We start from the raw sequence: 19,317 nt of genomic DNA, 5'->3' as shown, positions 1-19,317 counted from the left end.
GCCGTGACCTCGCGGTTACGGCCTGTCGGGGCAGGTTACGACCTCAGCTCGCGCGCGGCCGCCTTCACCTCGGCGAGCAGCAGCCGCAGGTCGTCCTCGGTGGTGGCGGCGTTGAGCAGGCAGGCGCGCAGCATCTCGCGCTCGCCGAGCCGGGCGCCGGTGACGAAGACCCGGCCGCGCCGCTGGACGGCGGCCGGCAGCTCGCGGTTGAGCGCGTCGAGCGCCGGCCCGTCCAGGCCCGGGGCCCGGTGACGGAACGCCACGATGGACGTCTGGACCTCCGCCAGCAGCTCCAACTCCTCGTCCGACGCGACGAGTTCGCCGAGCTTTCGGGCCAGCGCGGTGCACCGGGCGATGTCCTGCCGCAGGCCGTCGCGGCCCCGGTGGGCGATGGTCGCCCAGACCTTCAGCGCGCGGAACGGGCGGGTCTGCTCGGTGCCGTACTCGGAGAACCAGCCGAGCGAGCCGGCCGTCTCGTCGCGCAGGTAGGACGGGACGAGGCTGAAGGTGGCGCGCAGTTCCCCGGCGTCGCGCACCAGCGCGCAGCCGCAGTCGACCGGCACGCCGAGCCACTTGTGCGGGTCGAGGGCGAGCGAGTCGGCGCGCTCCAGGCCCGCGTAGCGGTGGGCGATCGCCGGGTCGAGCCGGCCGAAGGCGCCGTACGCGCCGTCGACGTGCAGCCACAGGCCCTGCTCGGCGCACAGGTCGGCGATCGGCTCGAAGGGGTCGACGGCGCCGGTGCCGACGGTGCCGGCGGAGGCGACGGCGAGGAAGGGCAGCAGCCCGGCGGCGCGGTCCCGCTCGATCGCCGCCCGCAGCTCGTCCGGGTCGAGCCGGCCGTCCGGGCCGGTGGCGACGGTGCGCAGGTGCCGGCTGCCGAGGCCGAGCAGTTCGGCGGCCTTGCGGACGCAGGAGTGGGTCTCGCCGGTGACGTAGCCGACCAGCGGGGGCAGTGCCGCCAGGCCGTCCGCGCGTACGTCCACGCCGGCCCGGCGGGCGGCGCGGTCGCGGGCGGCGGCGAGGCAGACGATGGTGGCCATCGAGGTGCCGGAGGTGAGCAGTCCGCCGCCGGCGGGGTGCGGGAAGCCGACGAGCTCGGCGATCCAGCGGACCACGGCGCGCTCCAGGTGGACGTCGGCGTGGTCGCCGCCGGCCGAGCTGGGGTTCATCGCGGAGGCGACGAGGGTGGCCAGCACCCCGGCGGGCGCGGGCGCGGAGTTGACCCAGCCGAAGAAGCGCGGGTGGCCGTTGCCCATCGGGTACGGCAGGACGTCCCGGCCGATGGCGGCCAGCAGGTCGTCGAGGGGGCGGCCCTCGGCGGGCAGCGGGCCGTCGAGCAGCGCGGTGCGGGCGGCCTCGTCCATCGGCTGCCAGACCGGGCGGGCGGGGAGCTCGGCGAGGTAGTCGGTGACGAGGTCGGCGGCGGCGTGGGCGGAGGTGCGGAAGTCCTCGGCGGTCATGGGCGGGCGCTCCGGAGGGGTACGGGGCAGGCGCGGCGTCCTCGGCGCACCCTGGTCGGACAGCGGTCGGGCCTGGTCGGGCGATGGTCGGGTGATCCTACGCAAAGGGCCCGCGCCGTGCGGCGCGGGCCCAGCAGCTGGGACGGGGGCGGTCAGTCCAGCGAGGCGGACAGGCCGCTCGCGGAGCGGCAGTACCCCTGCATCTCCTTGTTGGTGATCTTGGCGCAGAGCCGGCCGGCCGCGCCGGCGTCGGTGTAGTTGACCGTGTAGTAGCTGACCAGGCCCTCGGCGCAGGCCTTGCGCTGCCAGCCCTCCGCCGAGGTCGCGCACTGCTGGGCGGCCCAGTCCTCGCGGTCCAGGTTGTACTTCATGGTGCGCGAGCCGACGCCCCGGCTGCAGTCCTGCGCCCCGCCGCCGGCCTTGCCGTTGAGGCACCACTTGAGGGCGTCGGCGTAGACCTCGGGGTGGTTCGGGTAGTCGTGCGAGGAGAGGTAGAAGGTCGGGGCGTAGAAGTAGCAGGCGGACTGGAACAGCGCCGGCTGGTCCTTGCACGGGTAGAGCGGGTCCTGGGCGAGCTTGTCGGCCGGCAGGTTGGCCTTGGCCTGCTCGTCCTCCTCGTCCGGGCCGAAGAGCTGCATGAACAGGCCCTCGGAGCAGCGGATCCGGTTCTGGTCGGTGGTGAACTTGTTGCACAGGTCGCGCGCCTTGGCGACGTCCTGCTTGGCGACGAACATGGTGCCGTGGCCGACGCCGTGGATGCACGGGCCGGTGTTCTTCGGCGCGCACAGCTTGAGCAGGTCCACCTCGGGCTGGGTGGAGGCGTTCAGCATCTCCTCGACGGCGCCGTGCAGGTAGCCGGCCGCGCAGGTCTCGTGCGGGAAGGAGATGACCTTCTGGAAGTCGGCGTTGAAGCGCTTGACCGCCGCGTGGCCGAGTTCGTGCGCGATCGGGTGGCAGAAGCGCACGGTGTACGGCTTCTCCTTGGTGATCCTGTCGAGGTCGGCGAGGGCGACGCCCGGGTCGCTGGCCTCCATCTCGGCCATCAGCTTGTTGCGCAGCGTCGACCTGGTCCACACCGCGGGATCCCCGGTCGGGGTGGCGCCGGCGGTCGTCGCGACCGGCTGGGCGCCGGTCGAGGTGCCGCCGGGGGCCTGGGCGGCGGCCGCCGCGGCGGCTCCCGCGGGCGACCAGTCGGTGACGGCCACCGAGCAGAGGCCCAGGACGCCCAGGAGCAGGGCGGTGACGATCGCGAAGAATCGCGGCTGCATGGCGGGAATCCCCCGGGGGATCGAGACGGACGGTTCGCCCCCCATCGTGACCGGCGCGGTGGCGGGAGTCCGCGTTTTCGCCCGCCATTCGGGAGACCTCGGCGACGCTACCGCACGCTGGGACGCCCCGGGGCGCCGGGATGGTTCCCGGTGATCACCCGGACACCCGGACGGCGCAGCACCCCGCCGGGTGCGGGGTGCCGCGCCGTCCGGTGCGCCGGGTGTCAGAGCTCCAGCGTCACCTGGTACTCCGTCAGCCACGCGTCGAGGTCCAGCGCGAGGTCGACGCCGAGGCGCACCGACTGCGGGTCGGTGTCCGGGGCGAGCATGTCGGCCAGGCCCCGCCGGTCGAGCAGGCCGAGCGCCGGGGAGGTGCCCTCGGCGGCGACCCGGGCCAGCTCCTGGCGCAGCAGCACCGGGTAGTGCGGGTCGGCCGTCACCGGGTACGGGCTCTTCACCCGGTCGGCGACGGCGTCCGGCAGCAGGTCCCGGACGGCGGCGCGCAGCAGGCTCTTCTCCCGGCCGTCGAAGGTCTTCATCGACCACGGGGCGTTGAAGACGTACTGGACCAGCCGGTGGTCGCAGAACGGCACCCGGACCTCCAGGCCGTTGGCCATGCTCATCCGGTCCTTGCGGTCCAGCAGGATGCAGACGAAGCGGGTCAGGTTGAGGTACGCGAGCTCGCGCTGGCGCCGCTCGACCGGGTCGGTGACGCCCGGCAGGTGCGGGACCTCGGCCAGCGCCTCGTGGTAGCGCGCCTTGCGGTAGTTCTCCAGGTCGAGCTTGCGCAGCAGGTCGGCGTCGAGCAGCGCCTCGCGCGGGCCGGCGCCCTGGCCGGCCAGGGAGGTGAGGTTGTGGACGGCCCACGGGAAGTCGTCGGCGGCGACGGTCTTCGGGTCGTGGAACCAGCGGTAGCCGCCGAACAGCTCGTCCGCGGACTCGCCGGACAGCGCGACGGTGGAGTGCCGGCGCACGCCCTTGAAGAGCAGCAGCAGCGAGATGTCCATGTCGCCGACGCCGCTGGGCAGGTCCCGGGCGCGCAGCGCGACCGTGCGCTGCGCGAGGTCGCTGAGGTCGGCGGCGTCCAGCTCGATCACCCGGTGGTCGGCGCCGACGTGCTCGGCGAGCATCCGGGCGTACGGGCCGTCCGGGGTCGGCCGCAGCTCGGTGGCGTGGAAGTTCTCCTCCTGGCCGGCGAAGTCGACGGCGAAGGAGCGCACCGGCCCGGCGCCGGCGGCCCGCAGGGCCTTGGCGGCCAGGGCGGTGACGGCGCTGGAGTCCAGCCCGCCGGAGAGCAGCGAGCACAGCGGGACGTCGGCGTCCAGCTGCCGGTGGACGATGTCCTCCAGCAGCGCCCGGACGGTCGCGACGGTGGCGTCCAGGTCGTCGGTGTGCTCGCGGGCCTCCAGCGCCCAGTAGCGGCGCATCGAGATCCCCTGGCGGCGCACCCGCACCACGTGGCCGGGGCGCACGTCGTGGATGCCCCGGTAGAGGGTCAGGCCGGGCGTGCGGGTGACGGCCAGCAGTTCGCGCAGCCCGTCCAGGTCGACCACCGCGCGGACCTCGGGGTGGGCGAGGACGGCCTTGGCCTCGGAGCCGAACACCACGCCGTCCCGGGTGGGGGCGTAGTGCAGCGGCTTGACGCCCATCCGGTCCCGGACCAGCAGCAGTTCCTCGTGCCGGGCGTCCCAGATGGCGAAGGCGAACATGCCGTTCAGCCGTTCGGCCATGTGCTCGCCCCACTCCAGGTAGGCGTGCAGCACGACCTCGGTGTCGCTGCGGGTGCGGAAGCGGTGTCCGGCCGCCTCCAGCTCCGCGCGCAGCTCGCGGTGGTTGTAGACCTCTCCGCTGTAGGTGAGCGCGGCCAGCAGTCTGCCGTCGTGCTCGACGGTCATCGGCTGGACGCCGCCCTCGATGTCGATGATCGCGAGTCGGCGGTGGCCGAGCGCGGCGTGCGGCTCCAGGTGGATGCCGCCGGCATCCGGGCCGCGGCAGGTCTGCGTGGTCGTCATCGCTTCGAGGACGCCCCGCTCGGCGGTGAGGTCGCGTTCGAATGCGACCCATCCGGTGATCCCGCACATCAGCAAGCCTCCGCTCTTCCGCTTAGTGATTGCGGGATCACGCTACGTTTCGGGCCTGGGTGGCTTCAAGGGTCTGGCTGGAAGGCGACGGCCGGGAGCGGCGGAAGTTGCCAGTGCGGAAAAACGCGATGTCTGCCCGAATCCGGGCAGGATCTTTGGCTTCGGGGGGTCGATGAGCCTAGGCTCCTCAACCGTGTCCAGCTCACCCCACCCTCACGAAGACCTTCTCGCCCACCTCACCCGGACCAGCCCGCTGGGGCCCCGGGAGGCGGCGCGGATCGTGGCGGAGGTGCTGGCCTACTTCTCCGAAACCACCGAGGAGTACGTGCGCCGCCGCCACGGCGAGCTGCAGGCACGCGGCCTGACCAACGAGCGGATCTTCGCCCGGCTCGCCGAGGAGCTGCCCGCCCGCCGGGTGGCCGCGCCGGAGCTGTCGGCCCGCCAGCTGCGGCGGATCGTGTACGGCTGAGCGCCGGCCACCCCGGCGCAGCTGCGCGGACGGCCCCGCGAGGGCTCGCCGATGACCCTTCGATGACGCTCCGATGAGTGTTCGACGACCGAAAACGTTCAAGAGGAGACCACGTATGTGCGGAATCGTGGCCTATATCGGCCCCAAGGACGCGACGCCCTTCCTGCTGGAGGGTCTGGCCCGCCTGGAGTACCGCGGGTACGACTCGGCCGGCGTCGCCGTCACCGGCCGCAGCGGCGGGATCAAGGTCCGCAAGGTCAAGGGCCGCGTTGCCGACCTCGCCGCCGCCGTGCCGGCCCGCTTCAAGGGCACCACCGGCATCGGCCACACCCGCTGGGCCACCCACGGCGTGCCCAGCGACGCCAACGCGCACCCGCACCTGGACAACGCCGAGCGGATCGCCGTCGTCCACAACGGCATCATCGAGAACGCCGACGAGCTGCGCGCCAAGCTCACCGCGGACGGCGCCGTCTTCCGCTCCGAGACCGACACCGAGGTGCTCGCGCACCTGATCGCCGCGCACACCACCGCGGGCGTCGAGCTGGAGGAGGCCGTGCGGGCCGCGCTCAGCCGGGTCGTCGGCACCTACGGCATCGCGGTGCTCGACGCCCAGCAGCCCGACCGGATCGTCGTCGCCCGCAACGGCAGCCCGATCGTGCTCGGCCTCGGCGAGAAGGAGATGTTCGTCGCCTCCGACGTCTCCGCCCTGGTCCGCTACACCCGCCAGGTCGTCCACCTGGAGGACGGCGAGCTGGCGACCGTCCGGGCCGACGGCTTCCGCACCTTCACCTCCGACGCCCGCACCACCCACCGCCAGCCGTCCACCGTCGACTGGGAGATCGACTCCTACGACACCGGCGACTACGCGCACTACCTGCTCAAGGAGATCCACGAGCAGCCCGGCTCGGTCGAGCGCACCCTCAGCGGCCGGCTCGACGAGCGCTTCGCCACCGCGCACCTCGGCGGCCTCAACCTGGACGCCCGCGAGCTGCGCGAGATCCGCCGGGTGAAGATCCTCGGCTGCGGATCCGCCTACTACGCGGGCGAGATGGGCGCCCAGCTGATCGAGGAGCTGGCCCGCATCCCCGCCCACAGCGAGCCCGCCTCGGAGTTCCGCTACCGCAACCCGGTGATCGAGGCGGACACCCTGTACGTGGCCGTCAGCCAGTCCGGCGAGACCTACGACACGCTGGCCGCCGTCCAGGAGGTCAAGCGCAAGGGCGGCCGGGTGCTCGGCGTCGTCAACACCGTGGGCAGCGCCATCGCCCGCGAGTGCGACGGCGGCATCTACCTGCACGCCGGGCCCGAGGTCTCCGTCGCCTCCACCAAGGCGTTCACCTCCACCGTCGTCGCCTTCGCGCTGCTCGCCCTGCACTTCGGGCGCATCCACGACCTCTCGCCCGCGGACGGCCGCCGGATCGTCGCCGCGCTGCAGGCGCTGCCCGGGCAGATCCAGGAGGTCCTGGAGCAGAGCGAGCAGATCGCCGAACTCGCCGCCGAGTACGCCGAGTCGGCCGGGATGATGTTCATCGGCCGCACCCGCGGCTACCCGGTCGCCCGTGAGGGCGCGCAGAAGCTCAAGGAGATCTCCTACGTCCACGCCGAGGCCTACCCGGCGAGCGAGCTCAAGCACGGCCCGCTGGCGCTGATCAGCCCCGAACTGCCCACCGTGGCCCTCGTCCCCGACGACGAGCTGCTGGACAAGAACCTCACCACGCTGGGCGAGATCAAGGCCCGCTCCGGCCGGGTCATCGCCGTCGCCCACCGCCGGCCCGAGGAGAAGCTCGCCGACCACTGCATCGTGGTGCCCAAGAGCGAGCCGGAGCTGGACCCGCTGCTGCTCAACATCCCGCTGCAGCTGCTCGCGTACCACGCGGCGGTCGCGCTCGGGCGGGACGTGGACAAGCCGCGCAACCTGGCGAAGAGCGTGACGGTGGAGTAGGCGCCGTGTCCGGGGGAGGGCCCGGCCGTTTCGGCCGGGCCCTCCGCGCGGGGTCTCTTCGCGGGGCCTCCGCGCGGGGCCTCCTCGCGGGCTCTAGAACACCGAGCAGCCGGAGAGGGTGGTCAGGGTGTCCAGGGCGGTGACCGCCGCCACCGAGTTGCCCGCCCGGTCCAGCCGCGGGCCCCAGGCGCACACCGCGGCCCGGCCCGGGATTATCGCCAGGATCCCGCCGCCGACCCCGCTCTTGCCGGGCAGCCCCACCCGGTAGGCGAAGTCGCCCGCGGCGTCGTAGGTGCCGCAGGTGAGCAGGACGGAGTTGATCCGCTTCGCCTCGCTGCGCGACATCAGCCGGCTGCCGTCCGCCCGCGCGCCGTGCCGGGCCAGGAACGAGCCGGCCAGCACCAGGTCCCGGCAGCTGGTGGCGATCGCGCAGTGCGCGTAGTAGTGCTCCAGGACGGCCTCGACCGGGTTGTGCAGGTTGTCGTGGCTGGCGATGAAGTGCGCCAGCGCGGCGTTGCGGTGGCCGTGCGCGGCCTCCGAGGCCGCCACCTCGGCGTCGGTGTCCAGCAGCGGGTTGCCGGACTCCTGGCGCAGGAAGTCCCGGACGGCGCCGGCCGCGTCACCGGTCAGGCTCAGCAGCCGGTCCGTCACCACCAGGGCGCCCGCGTTGATGAACGGGTTGCGCGGGATGCCGTGCTCGGTCTCCAGCTGGACCAGCGAGTTGAACGGGTTGCCGGACGGCTCGCGGCCCACCCCCTGCCACAGCCCGTCGCCGCCGTGCGCCAGGGCCAGCGCCAGGGTGAACAGCTTGGAGATGCTCTGGACGGAGAACGGACGCTCCCAGTCGCCGACGCCGTACAGCCGGCCGTCGACCGTGGCCACGGCCATGCCGAAGGACTCCGGATCGGCCGAGGCGAGCGCCGGGATGTAGTCGGCGACCCGGCCCTGGCCGGTGGTCGCCCGGGCGGCCCGCTCGGCGGCCGCCAGCAGGCGGGGGTAGTCCAGGGCGTCCTCTGCGCCGGGCACGCGGTCCAACGGTTCTCCTCCGTGGTCAGGGCCGGGTTCGCCCCGGGTCGACCAGGATTATCCCGTCTGCGCCGGTCAGGTGGATGAGGGGGGTGGTTCCTACGGCGCGGCGGTGGGGGCCTGGACCGGTGGGCCGGTCAGCAGGGCGCCGGACTCGGAGTACGGCCAGCCGTTGGGCACGCAGCCGTGCAGGCCCTTGATCTGCTGCATCATCACCGGCGCCGGGGCGCCCGGGCCCGGGCAGTCCACGTGCCCGTTGCCGAGGACGTGGCCGACCTCGTGGTTCACGGCCAGCGCGTGGTACAGCTCCGGCTTCCCGACGTAGAACTCGGACAGCTCCGTCCAGCGCTTGACGTTGATCACCACCTGCTTGTTCACCCCACAGTTCACCGAGCCGCCGGTGTCCAGCCCGTACTGGCCGCAGATCCGGTCGGTGGAGGCCGGGGTGGCCAGGTAGACGGTGAAGTCCACCGGATCGGCGGCCACCCGCTGGAACGACGCCTGCCCGCCGGCCGCCCAGCCGCGCCGGACGTCCCCGAGGACCGCGTCCACCTCGGCGGCGAACTGCTCGGGGCGCTCGGCCAGGCCGTCCTCCACCCGCACCTTGTAGCGGTACAGGTGCTCGCCGGTGCCGAACCGCGGCGAGCCGCCCGGGGCGGTGGTGAACGCCAGCGGCGTCGGGCCGTCCTCGCGCTGCCACGGGTGCCACCACAGCAGGCCGGCCGTGACGGCGGCGGCCGACAGCAGGGCGAGGGCGGCGTGCCGGCGGCGGACCGCGGGTATTCGGGCCCTCATCGGCGGCCGCCGGTCGGGGGGAGGGTCATGGGATGCGGCTCCTTCACGGGGTCGGTGGACCGGAGGTCGTCACCGGACACAACGGACAGAAGGGGCCGGAACGTTCACCCCGTGTCGGGCGGCAGGCCCCGCTGGTTCCCGGAACCACTCGATGGTGCCACCCGCAGGGCGTGTCCCTGGGCTCGGGCGGCGGAATCCGGTGTCGTGGTGCCGAGCCGAATTCCGTCACACCACCGGAGGTACCGCCATGTCCGATTCCACCGTCACCACCGTCACCACCGTCACCACCGTCCTCGCCGTCGACGGCATGAGCTGCGGCCACTGCGAGCGGACCGTCAGCGCGGGGCTCGCCGCCCTGCCGGGCGTCGTCGACGTCACCGCCGACGCGGCCGGCGGGCGGGTCACCGTCGCCTCGGTGCGGCCGCTCGACGACGCCGCCCTGCGCGGCGCCGTCGACGGGGCCGGCTTCACCTTCGTCGGCCGGGCGTGAGCGCCGTCGTCAGCCCATGCTCTTCTGGCCGTCCAGGGCCTCGCGGATGATGTCGGCGTGGCCGGCGTGCTGGGCCGTCTCGGCGACGATGTGCATCAGCACCCGGCGGGCCGAGTACACCGCGCCGGCCTCGAACCAGGGCGCCTCGGGCAGCGGCTGGGTGGCGTCCAGGCTGGGCAGGGTGACCACCAACTCGTCGGTACGGGCGGCGACTTCCTCGTAGGCGGCGAGCACGTCGGCCAGCGTGTCGGCGGGCAGCATGCGGAACTCGTCGGCGCGGCGGGCGAAGTCCTCCTCGGTCATGGCGGAGAAGTCCGGCATCGCCGAGGGGCCCTCCACGATGAAGTTCGCCCACACCCGCTCGGTCGAGGTCACGTGCTTGATCAGGCCGCCCACGCACAGCTCGCTGACCGTGGTCCGCAGGCCGGCCTGCTCGTCGGTGAGGCCCTGGGCGGTGAAGCGCAGGAAGTGCCGCTGCTTGGCCAGGGCCACCAGCAGGTCGGCCCGCTCGCCGGTGACGGGGGCGGTGGCGGCGGCGGTGGTGTTCTCGGTGGTCATGATGGCGGCCTCTCGTACGGGTCGTGTTCCCTCGGACAAGAACCACGGTACGCACCGCAGCGGTCACTTCCTGACCTGAATTGCCGGGAGAATCGTGGGCATGGCGAACACGAGCACCCGGACCCTGCGACTGCTCTCCCTCCTGCAGACCCACCGGTACTGGCCGGGCGAGGAACTCGCCGACCGGCTCGGCGTGTCCGTCCGCACGCTGCGCCGCGACATCGACCGGCTGCGCGAGCTCGGCTACCCCGTCGAGGCGCAGCGCGGCGTCGACGGCGGCTACCAGCTCGCGGCGGGCGCCGCGCTGCCGCCGCTCGTCATCGACGACGAGGAGGCGGTCGCCCTGGCGGTCGGCCTCCAGGCGGCCGCGGACAGCCCGGTCGAGGGCGTCGCCGAGGCCTCGGTCCGGGTGCTGGCGAAGATCGTCCAGGTGATGCCCGCCCGGCTGCGGCGGCGGGTGGAAGCCCTGCGCGCGATGACCGTGCCCGTCGACTGGGGCGCCGGGTCCGCCGGCACCCGGATCGACCCGGACGTGCTGACCGTGGTCGCCCTGGCCTGTCGCGACGGCGAGCGGCTCGCCTTCCGGTACACCGCCCGGGGCGGGCGGCCCGGCGAGCGGCACGTCGAACCGCACCGGCTGGTCAGCCTCGACCGCCGCTGGTACCTCGTCGCCCACGACCTCGACCGGGGCGACTGGCGCACCTTCCGGCTCGACCGGCTCGCCGCCCCGCGGCACACCGGCGCCCGCTTCGCCCCGCGCGCCCTCCCGGCCGCCGACGCCGCCGCGTACGTCCGCGCCAGGCTCAGCGGCAGGCCCCGCCCGCACCGGGTGGAGGCGCTGGTCGAGGCCCCGGCCGAGCGCGTCCGCGCCCACGTCGGCCGCTGGGGCACCGTCGAGGAGGACACCGCCGAGCGCTGCCGCCTCCACATGACCGCGGACTCCCTCGACTGGCCCGCGATGGCCCTCGGCTCCCTCGGCGCGGAGTTCCACGTCGTCCACCCGCCCGAGCTGCGCGCGCTGCTCGCCGACTGGAGCGCCCGCTTCGGCCGCGCGGGGGCCGGGGTGGAGGAGGGGGCGGGGGAGTAGGAAGTCGGCCGGGCCGTGCGCGGACCCTGTCGGCCGAGGGTTCACCGGCGCGACGGCATACGTCCGCACCGGGTCGAGGTGCGGCTCGTCAGGCCCGGTCACGACGTGTTGGTGGATTGTTGGGCCGCTGTTGGAGGGCCCTGCCAGCCTCGGGGCCGTTCCCGCGTGACCGGCCCCCGCAGCGAAAGTCCGGGCCGGAGCGCGCACCCGACGCAAGAGGCAGGACAGTGTGAAAACCGCAATCCTCCGATTCCGCCGCGTCAGAGCGGCCCTGACCGTGGTCGCCATGCTGGTGGCCGGCCTGACGTTCTCCGTGGGGCAGGCGTCCGCGGTGACCTACGACGCGATCCGGGTCCAGAACAAGGCGACCGGCCTGTGCATCCAGGCGACGTCCAGCTGGAGCGCGAACCCGATCGAGATGACCCCCTGCGGCAGCAGCGACGACCAGTACTTCTCGATCATCAACCACAACTGGTTCGACGATGTCGCCGTGCCGGGCGGCGGTTCCTGTCTGGCGACGGACGCGTACGCCAACGCGGTGTCCGTGGCCTGCGGTGCCGACGGCTACACGTTCCCCTGGACGTACGGCTTCGACACGGGCAACAACTGGACGCTGATGGGCAGCCCCGCCGGTTGCTACCTCAAGGTCCTCAACAACAAGACCCCCGCCTGCATGCCGGGCAACTCGGGCGACAACGCCCTGTGGCGCGCGGTCAAGCGGCCCATCAGCCACCACAACGGCACCGAGGGGGGCAACGGCCGGGTCAAGTGGGCGGACTTCTGGGGCAGGGGCAAGGACGACTACATCACCATCGGCTCCACCGGCGCGGTCACGGTCTGGACGAACAACGGCGGTGACACCGGCGGTGGCTGGGGCTCGCCCGTTCAGGTCGCCACCGGCCTCGGCTCGGACCCCAACCGCGCGCGCCTCGCCGACTTCGACGGTGACGGGCTGTCCGACTACATCTACATCAACCCGGACGGCTCGGTGCACGTCTACCTCAACCGGGGCGGCGACACCGGCGGCGGCTGGCAGGACCTCGGCATCGTCGCCACCGGCCTGACGACCGACATCAGCCGGGTGCGCTTCGCCGACATCGACGGCGACGGCCGGGCGGACTACAACGTCATCAACGGGGACGGCTCGGTCACCACCTACCTCAACCGGGGCGGCGACACCGGCGCCGGCTGGGTCAACTACGGGAAGATCGCCACCGGCCTGACCACCGACCCCAGCCGGGTGCGCTTCGCCGACATCGACGGTGACGGGAAGGCCGACTACTCCGTCATCACCGGTAGCGGCGCGGTCCTCACCTACCTGAACCGAGGCGGGGACGGCCACGGCGGCTGGGCCAACTACGGGCAGATCGCCACCGGCACCACCACGAACCAGAACGCCGTCGTCCTCGCCGACTTCACCGGCGACGGCAAGGCCGACTTCATCACCACCAACCCGAACGGTTCGGTCGGCGTCTATCGTAACGACGGCGGGGACGGCCACGGCGGCTGGACCAACCTCGGTCAGGTCGCCACCGGCGCCTGACACTCGTGACCGACGCCGGACACCCGTCACCGGCGTAACGGGCGGGGGCTTCGGTCCGTCAGCCGAATCCCCCGCCCGGGAACGAACAGCACATCTCGTCAAGGGGGGAACCTTGAAACGCATTCTGATGCTCGGCCTCAGCGCCGCGCTGGGCGTGGCCGGTGCGGCCGCCGCCCCGGGCACACCGTCCGCACACGCCGCCTCCGCCGGGACGACCGCCGTGCCCTCGCTGCGCGTCATGCCGCTGGGGGACTCGATCACCGCGGGCGCCGGCAGCCCGACCTGGTCGTCCTACCGGGCCCCGCTGTGGAACCTGGTCGCCGGCCAGTCCCGGTACACCGTCCGGTACGTGGGCTCCCAGGCCGGCGGGCAGCTGTCCGACCTCGCCCACGAGGGCCACTCCGGATACATGATCGACGACATCCGCGCCGGGATCGACCAGTGGCTCGCCGAAGCCCACCCGGACGTCGTCCTGCTGCACATCGGTGTCAACGACCTCGACCGCAGCACGGACCCGGCCCACGCGCCCGACCGCCTCCGGGCCCTCCTCGACCGGATCTACGCGGACCGGCCCGGGGTCGCGGTGGTCATGGAGGGCGTGATCCCGACCACCCAGGGCCTCCAGACCTCGCCGTCCGCCTACAACGACGCGGCCCGGCAGTTGCAGGCGGTCGAGGCCCAGGCCGGGAACAGCTTCCGGTACGTGGAGCCGCCGGCCCTGACGTCCTCCGGGATGGCCGACCGCCTCCACCCCAACGACAACGGCTACCAGCAGATGGCGCAGGCCTTCTACACCGGGCTGGACCAGGCGTACTCCGCCGGCGCGGCGCGGGCCTCCGTGGCGTCCAACACCGCCAGCGAGTCGGGCGGGCTGGGCCGCGTCCGGTACGCGGACTTCGACGGGGACGGCAAGGCCGACTACCTCACCATCAACCAGGACGGTTCGGTGCACGTCTGGCGGAACAAGGGCGGTGACGGGCACGGCGGTTGGCAGGACTACGGCCAGGTCGCCACCGGGGCCACCACCGACCCCGGCCGGGTGCGCCTGGCGGACTTCGACGGGGACGGCAAGGCCGACTACGAGGTCATCAACGCGGACGGTTCGGTGCACGTCTGGCTGAACAAGGGTGGCGACGGGCACGGCAGTTGGCAGGACCTGGGCCTCGTCGCGACCGGTCTGACGACCGACGCGACCCGGGTGAAGCTCGCGGACTTCGACGGGGACGGAAGGGCCGACTACACCGTCATCAATCCGAACGGTTCGGTGCGGGTGTTCCTGAACAAGGGCGGTGACGGGCACGGCGGTTGGCAGGACCTCGGCCAGGTCGCCACCGGCCTCACCTCCGATGCCGGGCGCGTCCGCCTCGCGGACTTCGACGGGGACGGCAAGGCCGACTACGCCGTCATCGACCCCGGCGGCGCCGTGCGGGTCTGGCTGAACCGCGGCGGTGACACCGGCGGGGGCTGGGTGGCCCTGGGCCAGGTCGCCACCGGCCTCACGACGGACCAGAGCCGGGTGCAGTTCGCCGACTTCGACGGCGGCGGCAACGCGGACTACATCCGCACCGACCCGCCGTCCAACGCCGCCACCGTCTACACCTGGAACGGCGGCGACGGCCACGGAAGCTGGATCGGCCTCGGCCAGGTGGCCACCGGGATCCCCACCGGCTGACCGCCGTCTCCGCAGCGCCGCCCGAGGAGCAACCCTCGGGCGGCGCAGGCGTGTTCACCGCCTCAGGTGCCGGAGCCGGGCGAGGCCGTCGAGGCCCTGCTTCACGAAGGCGGGTATGTTGTGGTCGCGGCCGATCCCGGCCGCCTGCTCGAAGCAGGCCCGCGCCTGAGACGGTCGGCCGAAGTGGGCGTGGGCGCGGCCGGTGATGACCAGGGAGTCGGCGATGCCGCTCAGGTCGCCCAGGTGCCGGCGGATCGCCAGGGACTCGTCGAGGGCGGCGAAGGCCTCCTCCTCCCGGCCGAGTGCGCACAGGCAGTCGCCGAGGTTGGCCAGGGCGATGGCGATGAGCGTCAGGTTGCCCTGGGCCCGGCAGAGCTCCGTGAGCGACCGGAAGTGCCGGTGGGCGGCGTCGAAGTCCCCGTTCTGCAGGAGCGCCTGAGCCAGGGCCGAGAGCACCCCGAGTGCGCCCTCGGTTCGTCCGGCTTCCTGGTGGAGCTTCCAGGCCCGCTGTGCGTAGGTGAGGGCTTGCCCGTGCCCGCCCTGCTGGCTGAGGGCCGTGGACAGGTTCGCGAGGATGGTGGCCTTGCAGAGGTCGTCGTGGTGGTCGTCCCGGCCGTCGACGACGGCGAGCGCGGCTTCGAGGGTCTCGATCGCCTCGTCGTTGCGGAAGGCCATGCCGTGCGACGCGCCGAGCCGCCGCAGCGTCCAGACCTGGCCGAGCACGTCGTCACGCTCCCGGGCGGACTCCAGGGCGAGGTTCAGGCAGGCGTCCCACTCGCCGGTCCACCAGAAGGTGCTCGCGTACCCCATGAGCCAGATCGCGAGCCGCCAGGTGAGGTCCGGGCGGGAGGAGTCCGCGGCCCTGCGGATCACCTCCTTGATGACGGGCAGCTCCTGCCGGCACCAGTCCAGGGCGTGCTGGGGGTCGGTGAAGGCGGGGGCCGGTGCGGCGGGCGCCTCGGCCAGGCGCGGCTCTCCGGTCGGGTTGATGGCTGTCCCCGCCTCCTCCAGGGCGACCGCGTACCAGACGGCCAGCCGCAGCGCGGCCGCCTCCCGGGACTCGTCGGACTCCTCCTGGACGGCGCGCTCGGCGGCGAACTCCCCGAGCAGGTCGTGGAACCGGTAGCGCCACTGCTCCGGCGTCTGCACCAGGTGGACGTCCGCCAGCAGTTCGAGCAGGTCGGCGGCGTGCTCCCGGGGACGGTCCAGCAGGGCTGCTGCGGCGTCCACCCCCAGGGTGTGGCCCGCCCAGAGGCCCAGCAGCCGGAAGGCCCGGGCGGCCTCGCGCTCGACCGGGTCCTCGCTGTCGCGGATCGCCAGGTAGCTGGTGGCGAAGGTGGTGTCGACGGCCAGCCGCCCCACGGACAGGGCGCGCAGGCGGCCCCGGTTGTCGTCCAGGCGCCCGGCCAGGGTGCCCGGGGACCAGGTCGGGCGGGAGGACAGGCGGGCGCCGGCGATCCGCAGGGCCAGCGGCAGGCCCGCGCAGGCGGCCAGCAGGCGCAGCGCGCCGTCCGGGTCCTGCCGGATGCGCCCGGGGCCGCAGAGCCGGGAGAGCAGGGCGCGCTGCTCCTCGACGTCGAGCGGGGGCAGCGAGAGCCGGGCGCTCGCGGGGAGGTCGGGGAGGGTGTTGCGCGAGGTGACGATCACCGCGCTGCGGGAGCCGCCCGGCAGCAGGGGCTCCACCTGGGCCGCGTCCCGGGCGTTGTCGAGCAGCAGCAGGACGCGGCGGTCGGCGAGGGTCGTGCGCAGCAGCGCCGCGCGGTCGTCGGTGTGCTCGGGGAGAGGGCCGGAGTAGGTGCCGGGGTGCAGGGCCGCCAGGAGGGCGGAGAGCAGTTCGTGCGGGTCACGGGCGGGGGCGGCGCCGAAGCCCCGCAGGTCGGCGTACAGCTGGCCGTCCGGGTAGTGGTGCTTCACCGCGTGGGCGGCCTGGAGGGCGAGGGCGGTCTTGCCGATGCCGCCCATGCCGGAGACGACCGCGACCCGGGGGACGTCGCCGGCGGGCGGGGCCGTGAGTTCCTCGGTCAGGGTTCGCAGGTCGGCCTGGCGGCCGGTGAAGTCGGAGAGCGCGGAAGGGAGTTGGGCCGGTGGCTGGATGGCCGGCGCGGGCCCTTCCGGCTTCTGCGGCTTCTGCGGCTTCCCCGGCTCGTCGGGCTCGCCGGGCTCGCCGGATGTTTCGCGCAGGACGTGCTGGTGGGCCTTCCGGGCCCGGGGGCCGGGCTCGACGCCGAGCTCCTCGACGAGGGCGCGTCGAAGCCGCTGGTAGGCGGCGAGGGCCTCCGAGCGCTGCCCCAGGCGGTGCAGGGCCAGCATCAGCTGGGCGTGGAAGGTCTCGTGCAGCGGGTGCTCGCCGGTCAGGCCGGTCAACTCGGGGACCAGCCCCTGGACGTGGCCGAGGCGCAGATCCGCCTCGATGCGCCACTCCAGGGCTTGCAGGTGGGCCTCCTGCCACCGGCGGCGAGGGGTCTGCGCCTGCGGAAGGTCCGGGAACTCGGCCAGCGGGGCGCCGCGCCAGAGCGCCAGGGCCGTCGCCGACTCCTGCCGCACGGCGTTCCAGTCCTCGCGCCGCAGCGCCTCCCGGGCCCGTTCGACGCCCAGGTCGAAGAGCTGGACGTCCAGTTCGTCGCCTGCGACGTCCAGCAGGTAGCCGAGCGGGGTGGAGCGCAGGCGTTCGCCGTGCTCGTCGCCGAGCTGGGTCCGCAGTCGGGCCAGCATGTTGTGCAGCGAGGCGTTCGCCGAGGCCGGTGGCCGGTCGCCCCAGAGCGCGGCCTTGAGCCGGTCCGGCGGCACCGGCCGGTTGGCCTCCAGCAGCAGGACGGCGAGCAGGGTGCGGACCTTGACGCCGCCGATCGGCCGTTCCTGGTGGCCGACGCGGACGAGGAGCGGGCCGAGAAGGCTGAAGTGCATGGTCCATCCCCCGGTCTGACCCACCGTGCGGACTGTTCGAACACGGTGGTCATGGACACCGTAAGGGACGAGTGGCGGCGGTCCTACCGCGCGAACGGGTAGGTCCGCACCGGGTCGAGGTGCAGTTCGTAGGGGCCGAAGCAGTCCGCCGCGAGCGAGGCGACCGGGGCACCGCACGGGCAGGCCTGGTTGAGCCCGGACTCGCCGGTCGGCCCGCAGCAGCCGGCGCTGCCCGTCATGTCGGGCAGGGGCCGGAGGTCGGGCGCGTCCCCCGGGTGCACGACCACCGTGCCCGTGGGGCCCGCCGCGACGACCCACCCCTCCTCGCGGCTGACCAGGAACCCGCGGGAATGGGTCGGCTTCGGGTCCTCCTGGTCCTCCTGCAGGACGTAGGGCCCTCCCCACGGCTCGGGGTCGATCGCGTAGTACCCGCGGGGGAGGGTGGAGGGCAGCAGACGGGTCTCCTGGTCCCGCTCGTGGACCCGGAGGTCGGGGATCGCGGCGAGCTCGGTCAGCTCCGGCGTGAGCGCGGTGCCGCACGTGGCACAGAGGAAGACGGTCATCCCCTCGTTCTAGCGCTCGCGGCGCCCGCTCCGCACCTCCATTTCGGTCGGGGTCAGGGGGCGATGGAGTCGAGGGTGCGGCGGAGGAGGGTGAGGGCCGGGGCGAGGGCGGGGAGCGGGGGCGTGGCGAGGGCGAGGCGGAGGGCGGCGGGGGTGTGCGGGCCGGTGCTGAACGCGTCGGAGGTGGAGACGAGGATGCCCGCGGCGGCGAGGAGGGCGGCGGCGTGGGCCGGGCGCTGGTGCGGTTCGAGGGTGAGCCAGAGGGTGTAGGACGTGGGGTGGCCGGTGAGGTCGAGGCCGGCCAGGGTGGTACGGGCGATGCGCTGGCGGGCGGCGGCGTCCGCGCGGCGCTGATCCTCCAGGCGGGCGACGGTGCCGTCCGCGAGCCAGCCGGTGGCGAGGGCGGTGACCAGGCCGGGCGAGCCCCAGGCGGCCGCGCGCAGGCTCGTGGTGGCGGCGCGCACGTGGCGGCCGGGCACGACGGCGAAGCCGAACCGCAGCCCGGTGGCGACGTTCTTGGACAGGCCGGCGACGTAGCAGGTGCGCTCCGGGGCGTGGGCGTGCAGCGGCGCGGGGACGGGGGCGGCGGCGGGCGCGGGCGCGGCGAGGAACGCGTACGTCCCGTCCTCGATCAGCATGCAGCCGTGCTCGGTGGCGATCCCGGCCAGGCGCTCGCGCTGGGCGCGGTCGAGCACCCAGCCGAGCGGGTTGTGGACGGTCGGGATGGTGTACACGGCGCGGACCGGGCGGGTGCGGCAGAGCCGGTCCAGCGCGTCGAGGTCCGGGCCCGCGGGGGTGACCGGGACGGGCGCGAGGTCCAAGCCGTGGGCGCCGGCGAGCAGTTTGATGCCGGGATAGCTGAGCGCGTCCACGGCGAGCACGTCGCCGGGCCGGGTGAGGGCGCGCAGCACGCAGTCCAGCGCCTGCTGCGCGCCGCCGGTCAGCAGGACGTTCTCGGGCGCGGTGTCGACGCCGCGGTCCAGCAGGTACCGGGCGACGGCGGCCCGGTCGTGCCGGTGGCCGCCGGGCGGCTGCTGGCGCAGCAGGGCCTCGGCGTCACCGGAGGCGGCGAGGGCGCGCAGGGCCTGCCGCAGCTGGTCGCCCTGGCCGGGGGCGAGCGGCTGGTTGAAGGACAGGTCGGCGACCCGGGGGACGGGCAGGTCGCGGGAGGGCTCGATGCCGTCGTAGCCGGAGCGGACCTTCACGAAGGTGCCGCGGCCCTGTTCGCCCACCACCAGCCCGGCGGCGGCGAGTTCGGCGTACACCCGGGTGGCGGTGGCCAGGGCGATCCGGCGTTCGCGGGCGAGCGCGCGGTGGGTCGGCAGCCGGGTGCCGGCCGGGAGGGTGCCGGAGCGGATGGCGGTCGCGTACTCGTCGACGATGGCCTTGTAGGCGGGCGGTCGCACGGGCGGGCACCTTCCGTTCCGGGGCGGGTGGAGGGCGGGGCGGGGGAGAGCGG

Annotated in this window: 15 protein-coding genes; 6 read left to right on the top strand and 9 right to left on the bottom strand. The window is 73.9% G+C overall.

Features of this window, described 5'->3' with window-relative positions; genetic code table 11:
- Window positions 1–35: 35 nt before the first annotated feature.
- The 3 genes from VM95_RS07365 to asnB form a co-directional block, all read right to left on the bottom strand.
- Window positions 36–1,460, bottom strand: a complete 1,425-nt coding sequence (locus tag VM95_RS07365) for a pyridoxal phosphate-dependent decarboxylase family protein (protein ID WP_045693240.1) — start codon at window positions 1,458–1,460, stop codon at window positions 36–38.
- Window positions 1,461–1,612: 152 nt separating this feature from the next.
- Entirely contained in the window at window positions 1,613–2,728 is a 1,116-nt protein-coding gene (locus VM95_RS38615) for a hypothetical protein (protein WP_052706832.1), read from the bottom strand.
- Window positions 2,729–2,952: 224 nt separating this feature from the next.
- Window positions 2,953–4,809, bottom strand: coding sequence for an asparagine synthase (glutamine-hydrolyzing) (gene asnB / locus VM95_RS07355; RefSeq protein ID WP_045693239.1), 1,857 nt, complete (start codon window positions 4,807–4,809; stop codon window positions 2,953–2,955).
- Between the two features lie 193 nt (window positions 4,810–5,002).
- On the opposite strand from asnB, the gene VM95_RS07350 reads away from it, so the two are divergent.
- Together VM95_RS07350 and glmS are read left to right on the top strand one after the other, a co-directional pair.
- Entirely contained in the window at window positions 5,003–5,278 is a 276-nt protein-coding gene (locus VM95_RS07350; RefSeq protein ID WP_244178662.1) for a hypothetical protein, read from the top strand.
- 115 nt (window positions 5,279–5,393) lie between these two features.
- On the top strand, window positions 5,394–7,220 hold the full coding sequence (gene glmS / locus VM95_RS07345) for a glutamine--fructose-6-phosphate transaminase (isomerizing) (RefSeq protein ID WP_045693237.1): 1,827 nt from the start codon (window positions 5,394–5,396) through the stop codon (window positions 7,218–7,220).
- 93 nt (window positions 7,221–7,313) lie between these two features.
- Here the strand turns inward: glmS and VM95_RS07340 are convergent, their stop codons facing one another.
- Together VM95_RS07340 and VM95_RS07335 are read right to left on the bottom strand one after the other, a co-directional pair.
- Window positions 7,314–8,225, bottom strand: a complete 912-nt coding sequence (locus VM95_RS07340; protein WP_045693314.1) for a glutaminase — start codon at window positions 8,223–8,225, stop codon at window positions 7,314–7,316.
- Between the two features lie 120 nt (window positions 8,226–8,345).
- Entirely contained in the window at window positions 8,346–9,041 is a 696-nt protein-coding gene (locus VM95_RS07335) for a DUF3152 domain-containing protein (protein WP_052707185.1), read from the bottom strand.
- Between the two features lie 247 nt (window positions 9,042–9,288).
- Here VM95_RS07335 and VM95_RS07330 point away from each other — a divergent pair, with 247 nt between their 5' ends.
- Window positions 9,289–9,531, top strand: a complete 243-nt coding sequence (locus VM95_RS07330; protein WP_045693236.1) for a heavy-metal-associated domain-containing protein — start codon at window positions 9,289–9,291, stop codon at window positions 9,529–9,531.
- A 9-nt stretch (window positions 9,532–9,540) separates the two neighbouring features.
- Here VM95_RS07330 and VM95_RS07325 read toward each other — a convergent pair whose 3' ends face one another.
- Window positions 9,541–10,089 (bottom strand): DinB family protein, encoded by a 549-nt coding sequence (locus VM95_RS07325; RefSeq protein ID WP_045693235.1) that lies wholly within the window; start codon window positions 10,087–10,089, stop codon window positions 9,541–9,543.
- Between the two features lie 100 nt (window positions 10,090–10,189).
- On the opposite strand from VM95_RS07325, the gene VM95_RS07320 reads away from it, so the two are divergent.
- From VM95_RS07320 to VM95_RS07310, 3 genes are all read left to right on the top strand, one after another.
- A complete protein-coding gene (locus VM95_RS07320) occupies window positions 10,190–11,176 on the top strand; it encodes a helix-turn-helix transcriptional regulator (RefSeq protein WP_045693234.1) in 987 nt (328 codons plus the stop codon).
- Between the two features lie 286 nt (window positions 11,177–11,462).
- On the top strand, window positions 11,463–12,719 hold the full coding sequence (locus tag VM95_RS38610; protein ID WP_078859684.1) for an FG-GAP repeat domain-containing protein: 1,257 nt from the start codon (window positions 11,463–11,465) through the stop codon (window positions 12,717–12,719).
- Window positions 12,720–12,831: 112 nt separating this feature from the next.
- Entirely contained in the window at window positions 12,832–14,391 is a 1,560-nt protein-coding gene (locus VM95_RS07310; RefSeq protein WP_157882006.1) for an FG-GAP-like repeat-containing protein, read from the top strand.
- Window positions 14,392–14,445: 54 nt separating this feature from the next.
- Here VM95_RS07310 and VM95_RS07305 read toward each other — a convergent pair whose 3' ends face one another.
- The 3 genes from VM95_RS07305 to VM95_RS07295 form a co-directional block, all read right to left on the bottom strand.
- Window positions 14,446–17,295 (bottom strand): AfsR/SARP family transcriptional regulator, encoded by a 2,850-nt coding sequence (locus tag VM95_RS07305; RefSeq protein ID WP_045693232.1) that lies wholly within the window; start codon window positions 17,293–17,295, stop codon window positions 14,446–14,448.
- A gap of 83 nt (window positions 17,296–17,378) precedes the next feature.
- Window positions 17,379–17,858: a hypothetical protein gene (locus VM95_RS07300; protein ID WP_045693231.1), complete on the bottom strand. Its 480-nt coding sequence runs from the start codon at window positions 17,856–17,858 to the stop codon at window positions 17,379–17,381.
- Between the two features lie 53 nt (window positions 17,859–17,911).
- Window positions 17,912–19,264, bottom strand: coding sequence for an aminotransferase-like domain-containing protein (locus VM95_RS07295; protein WP_045693230.1), 1,353 nt, complete (start codon window positions 19,262–19,264; stop codon window positions 17,912–17,914).
- Window positions 19,265–19,317 lie beyond the last annotated feature (53 nt).

Origin of the sequence: Streptomyces rubellomurinus, from assembly GCF_000961885.1 — a bacterium.
Classification (GTDB): domain Bacteria; phylum Actinomycetota; class Actinomycetes; order Streptomycetales; family Streptomycetaceae; genus Kitasatospora; species Kitasatospora rubellomurina.
The sequence above is the reverse complement of the archived record's forward strand: the minus strand, read 5'-3'. Positions and strand labels throughout refer to the sequence as shown.

Bases quoted from the DNA above. Each gene is read 5' to 3' on its own strand.
- VM95_RS38610 (WP_078859684.1), top strand. From the start codon at position 11,463: ATGCTGGTGGCCGGCCTGACGTTCTCCGTGGGGCAGGCGTCCGCGGTG.
- VM95_RS07330 (WP_045693236.1), top strand. From the start codon at position 9,289: ATGTCCGATTCCACCGTCACCACCGTCACCACCGTCACCACCGTCCTC.
- VM95_RS07325 (WP_045693235.1), bottom strand. From the start codon at position 10,089: ATGACCACCGAGAACACCACCGCCGCCGCCACCGCCCCCGTCACCGGC.
- VM95_RS07335 (WP_052707185.1), bottom strand. From the start codon at position 9,041: ATGAGGGCCCGAATACCCGCGGTCCGCCGCCGGCACGCCGCCCTCGCC.
- asnB (WP_045693239.1), bottom strand. From the start codon at position 4,809: ATGTGCGGGATCACCGGATGGGTCGCATTCGAACGCGACCTCACCGCC.
- glmS (WP_045693237.1), top strand. From the start codon at position 5,394: ATGTGCGGAATCGTGGCCTATATCGGCCCCAAGGACGCGACGCCCTTC.
- VM95_RS07305 (WP_045693232.1), bottom strand. From the start codon at position 17,295: ATGCACTTCAGCCTTCTCGGCCCGCTCCTCGTCCGCGTCGGCCACCAG.
- VM95_RS07320 (WP_045693234.1), top strand. From the start codon at position 10,190: ATGGCGAACACGAGCACCCGGACCCTGCGACTGCTCTCCCTCCTGCAG.
- VM95_RS38615 (WP_052706832.1), bottom strand. From the start codon at position 2,728: ATGCAGCCGCGATTCTTCGCGATCGTCACCGCCCTGCTCCTGGGCGTC.
- VM95_RS07365 (WP_045693240.1), bottom strand. From the start codon at position 1,460: ATGACCGCCGAGGACTTCCGCACCTCCGCCCACGCCGCCGCCGACCTC.
- VM95_RS07300 (WP_045693231.1), bottom strand. From the start codon at position 17,858: ATGACCGTCTTCCTCTGTGCCACGTGCGGCACCGCGCTCACGCCGGAG.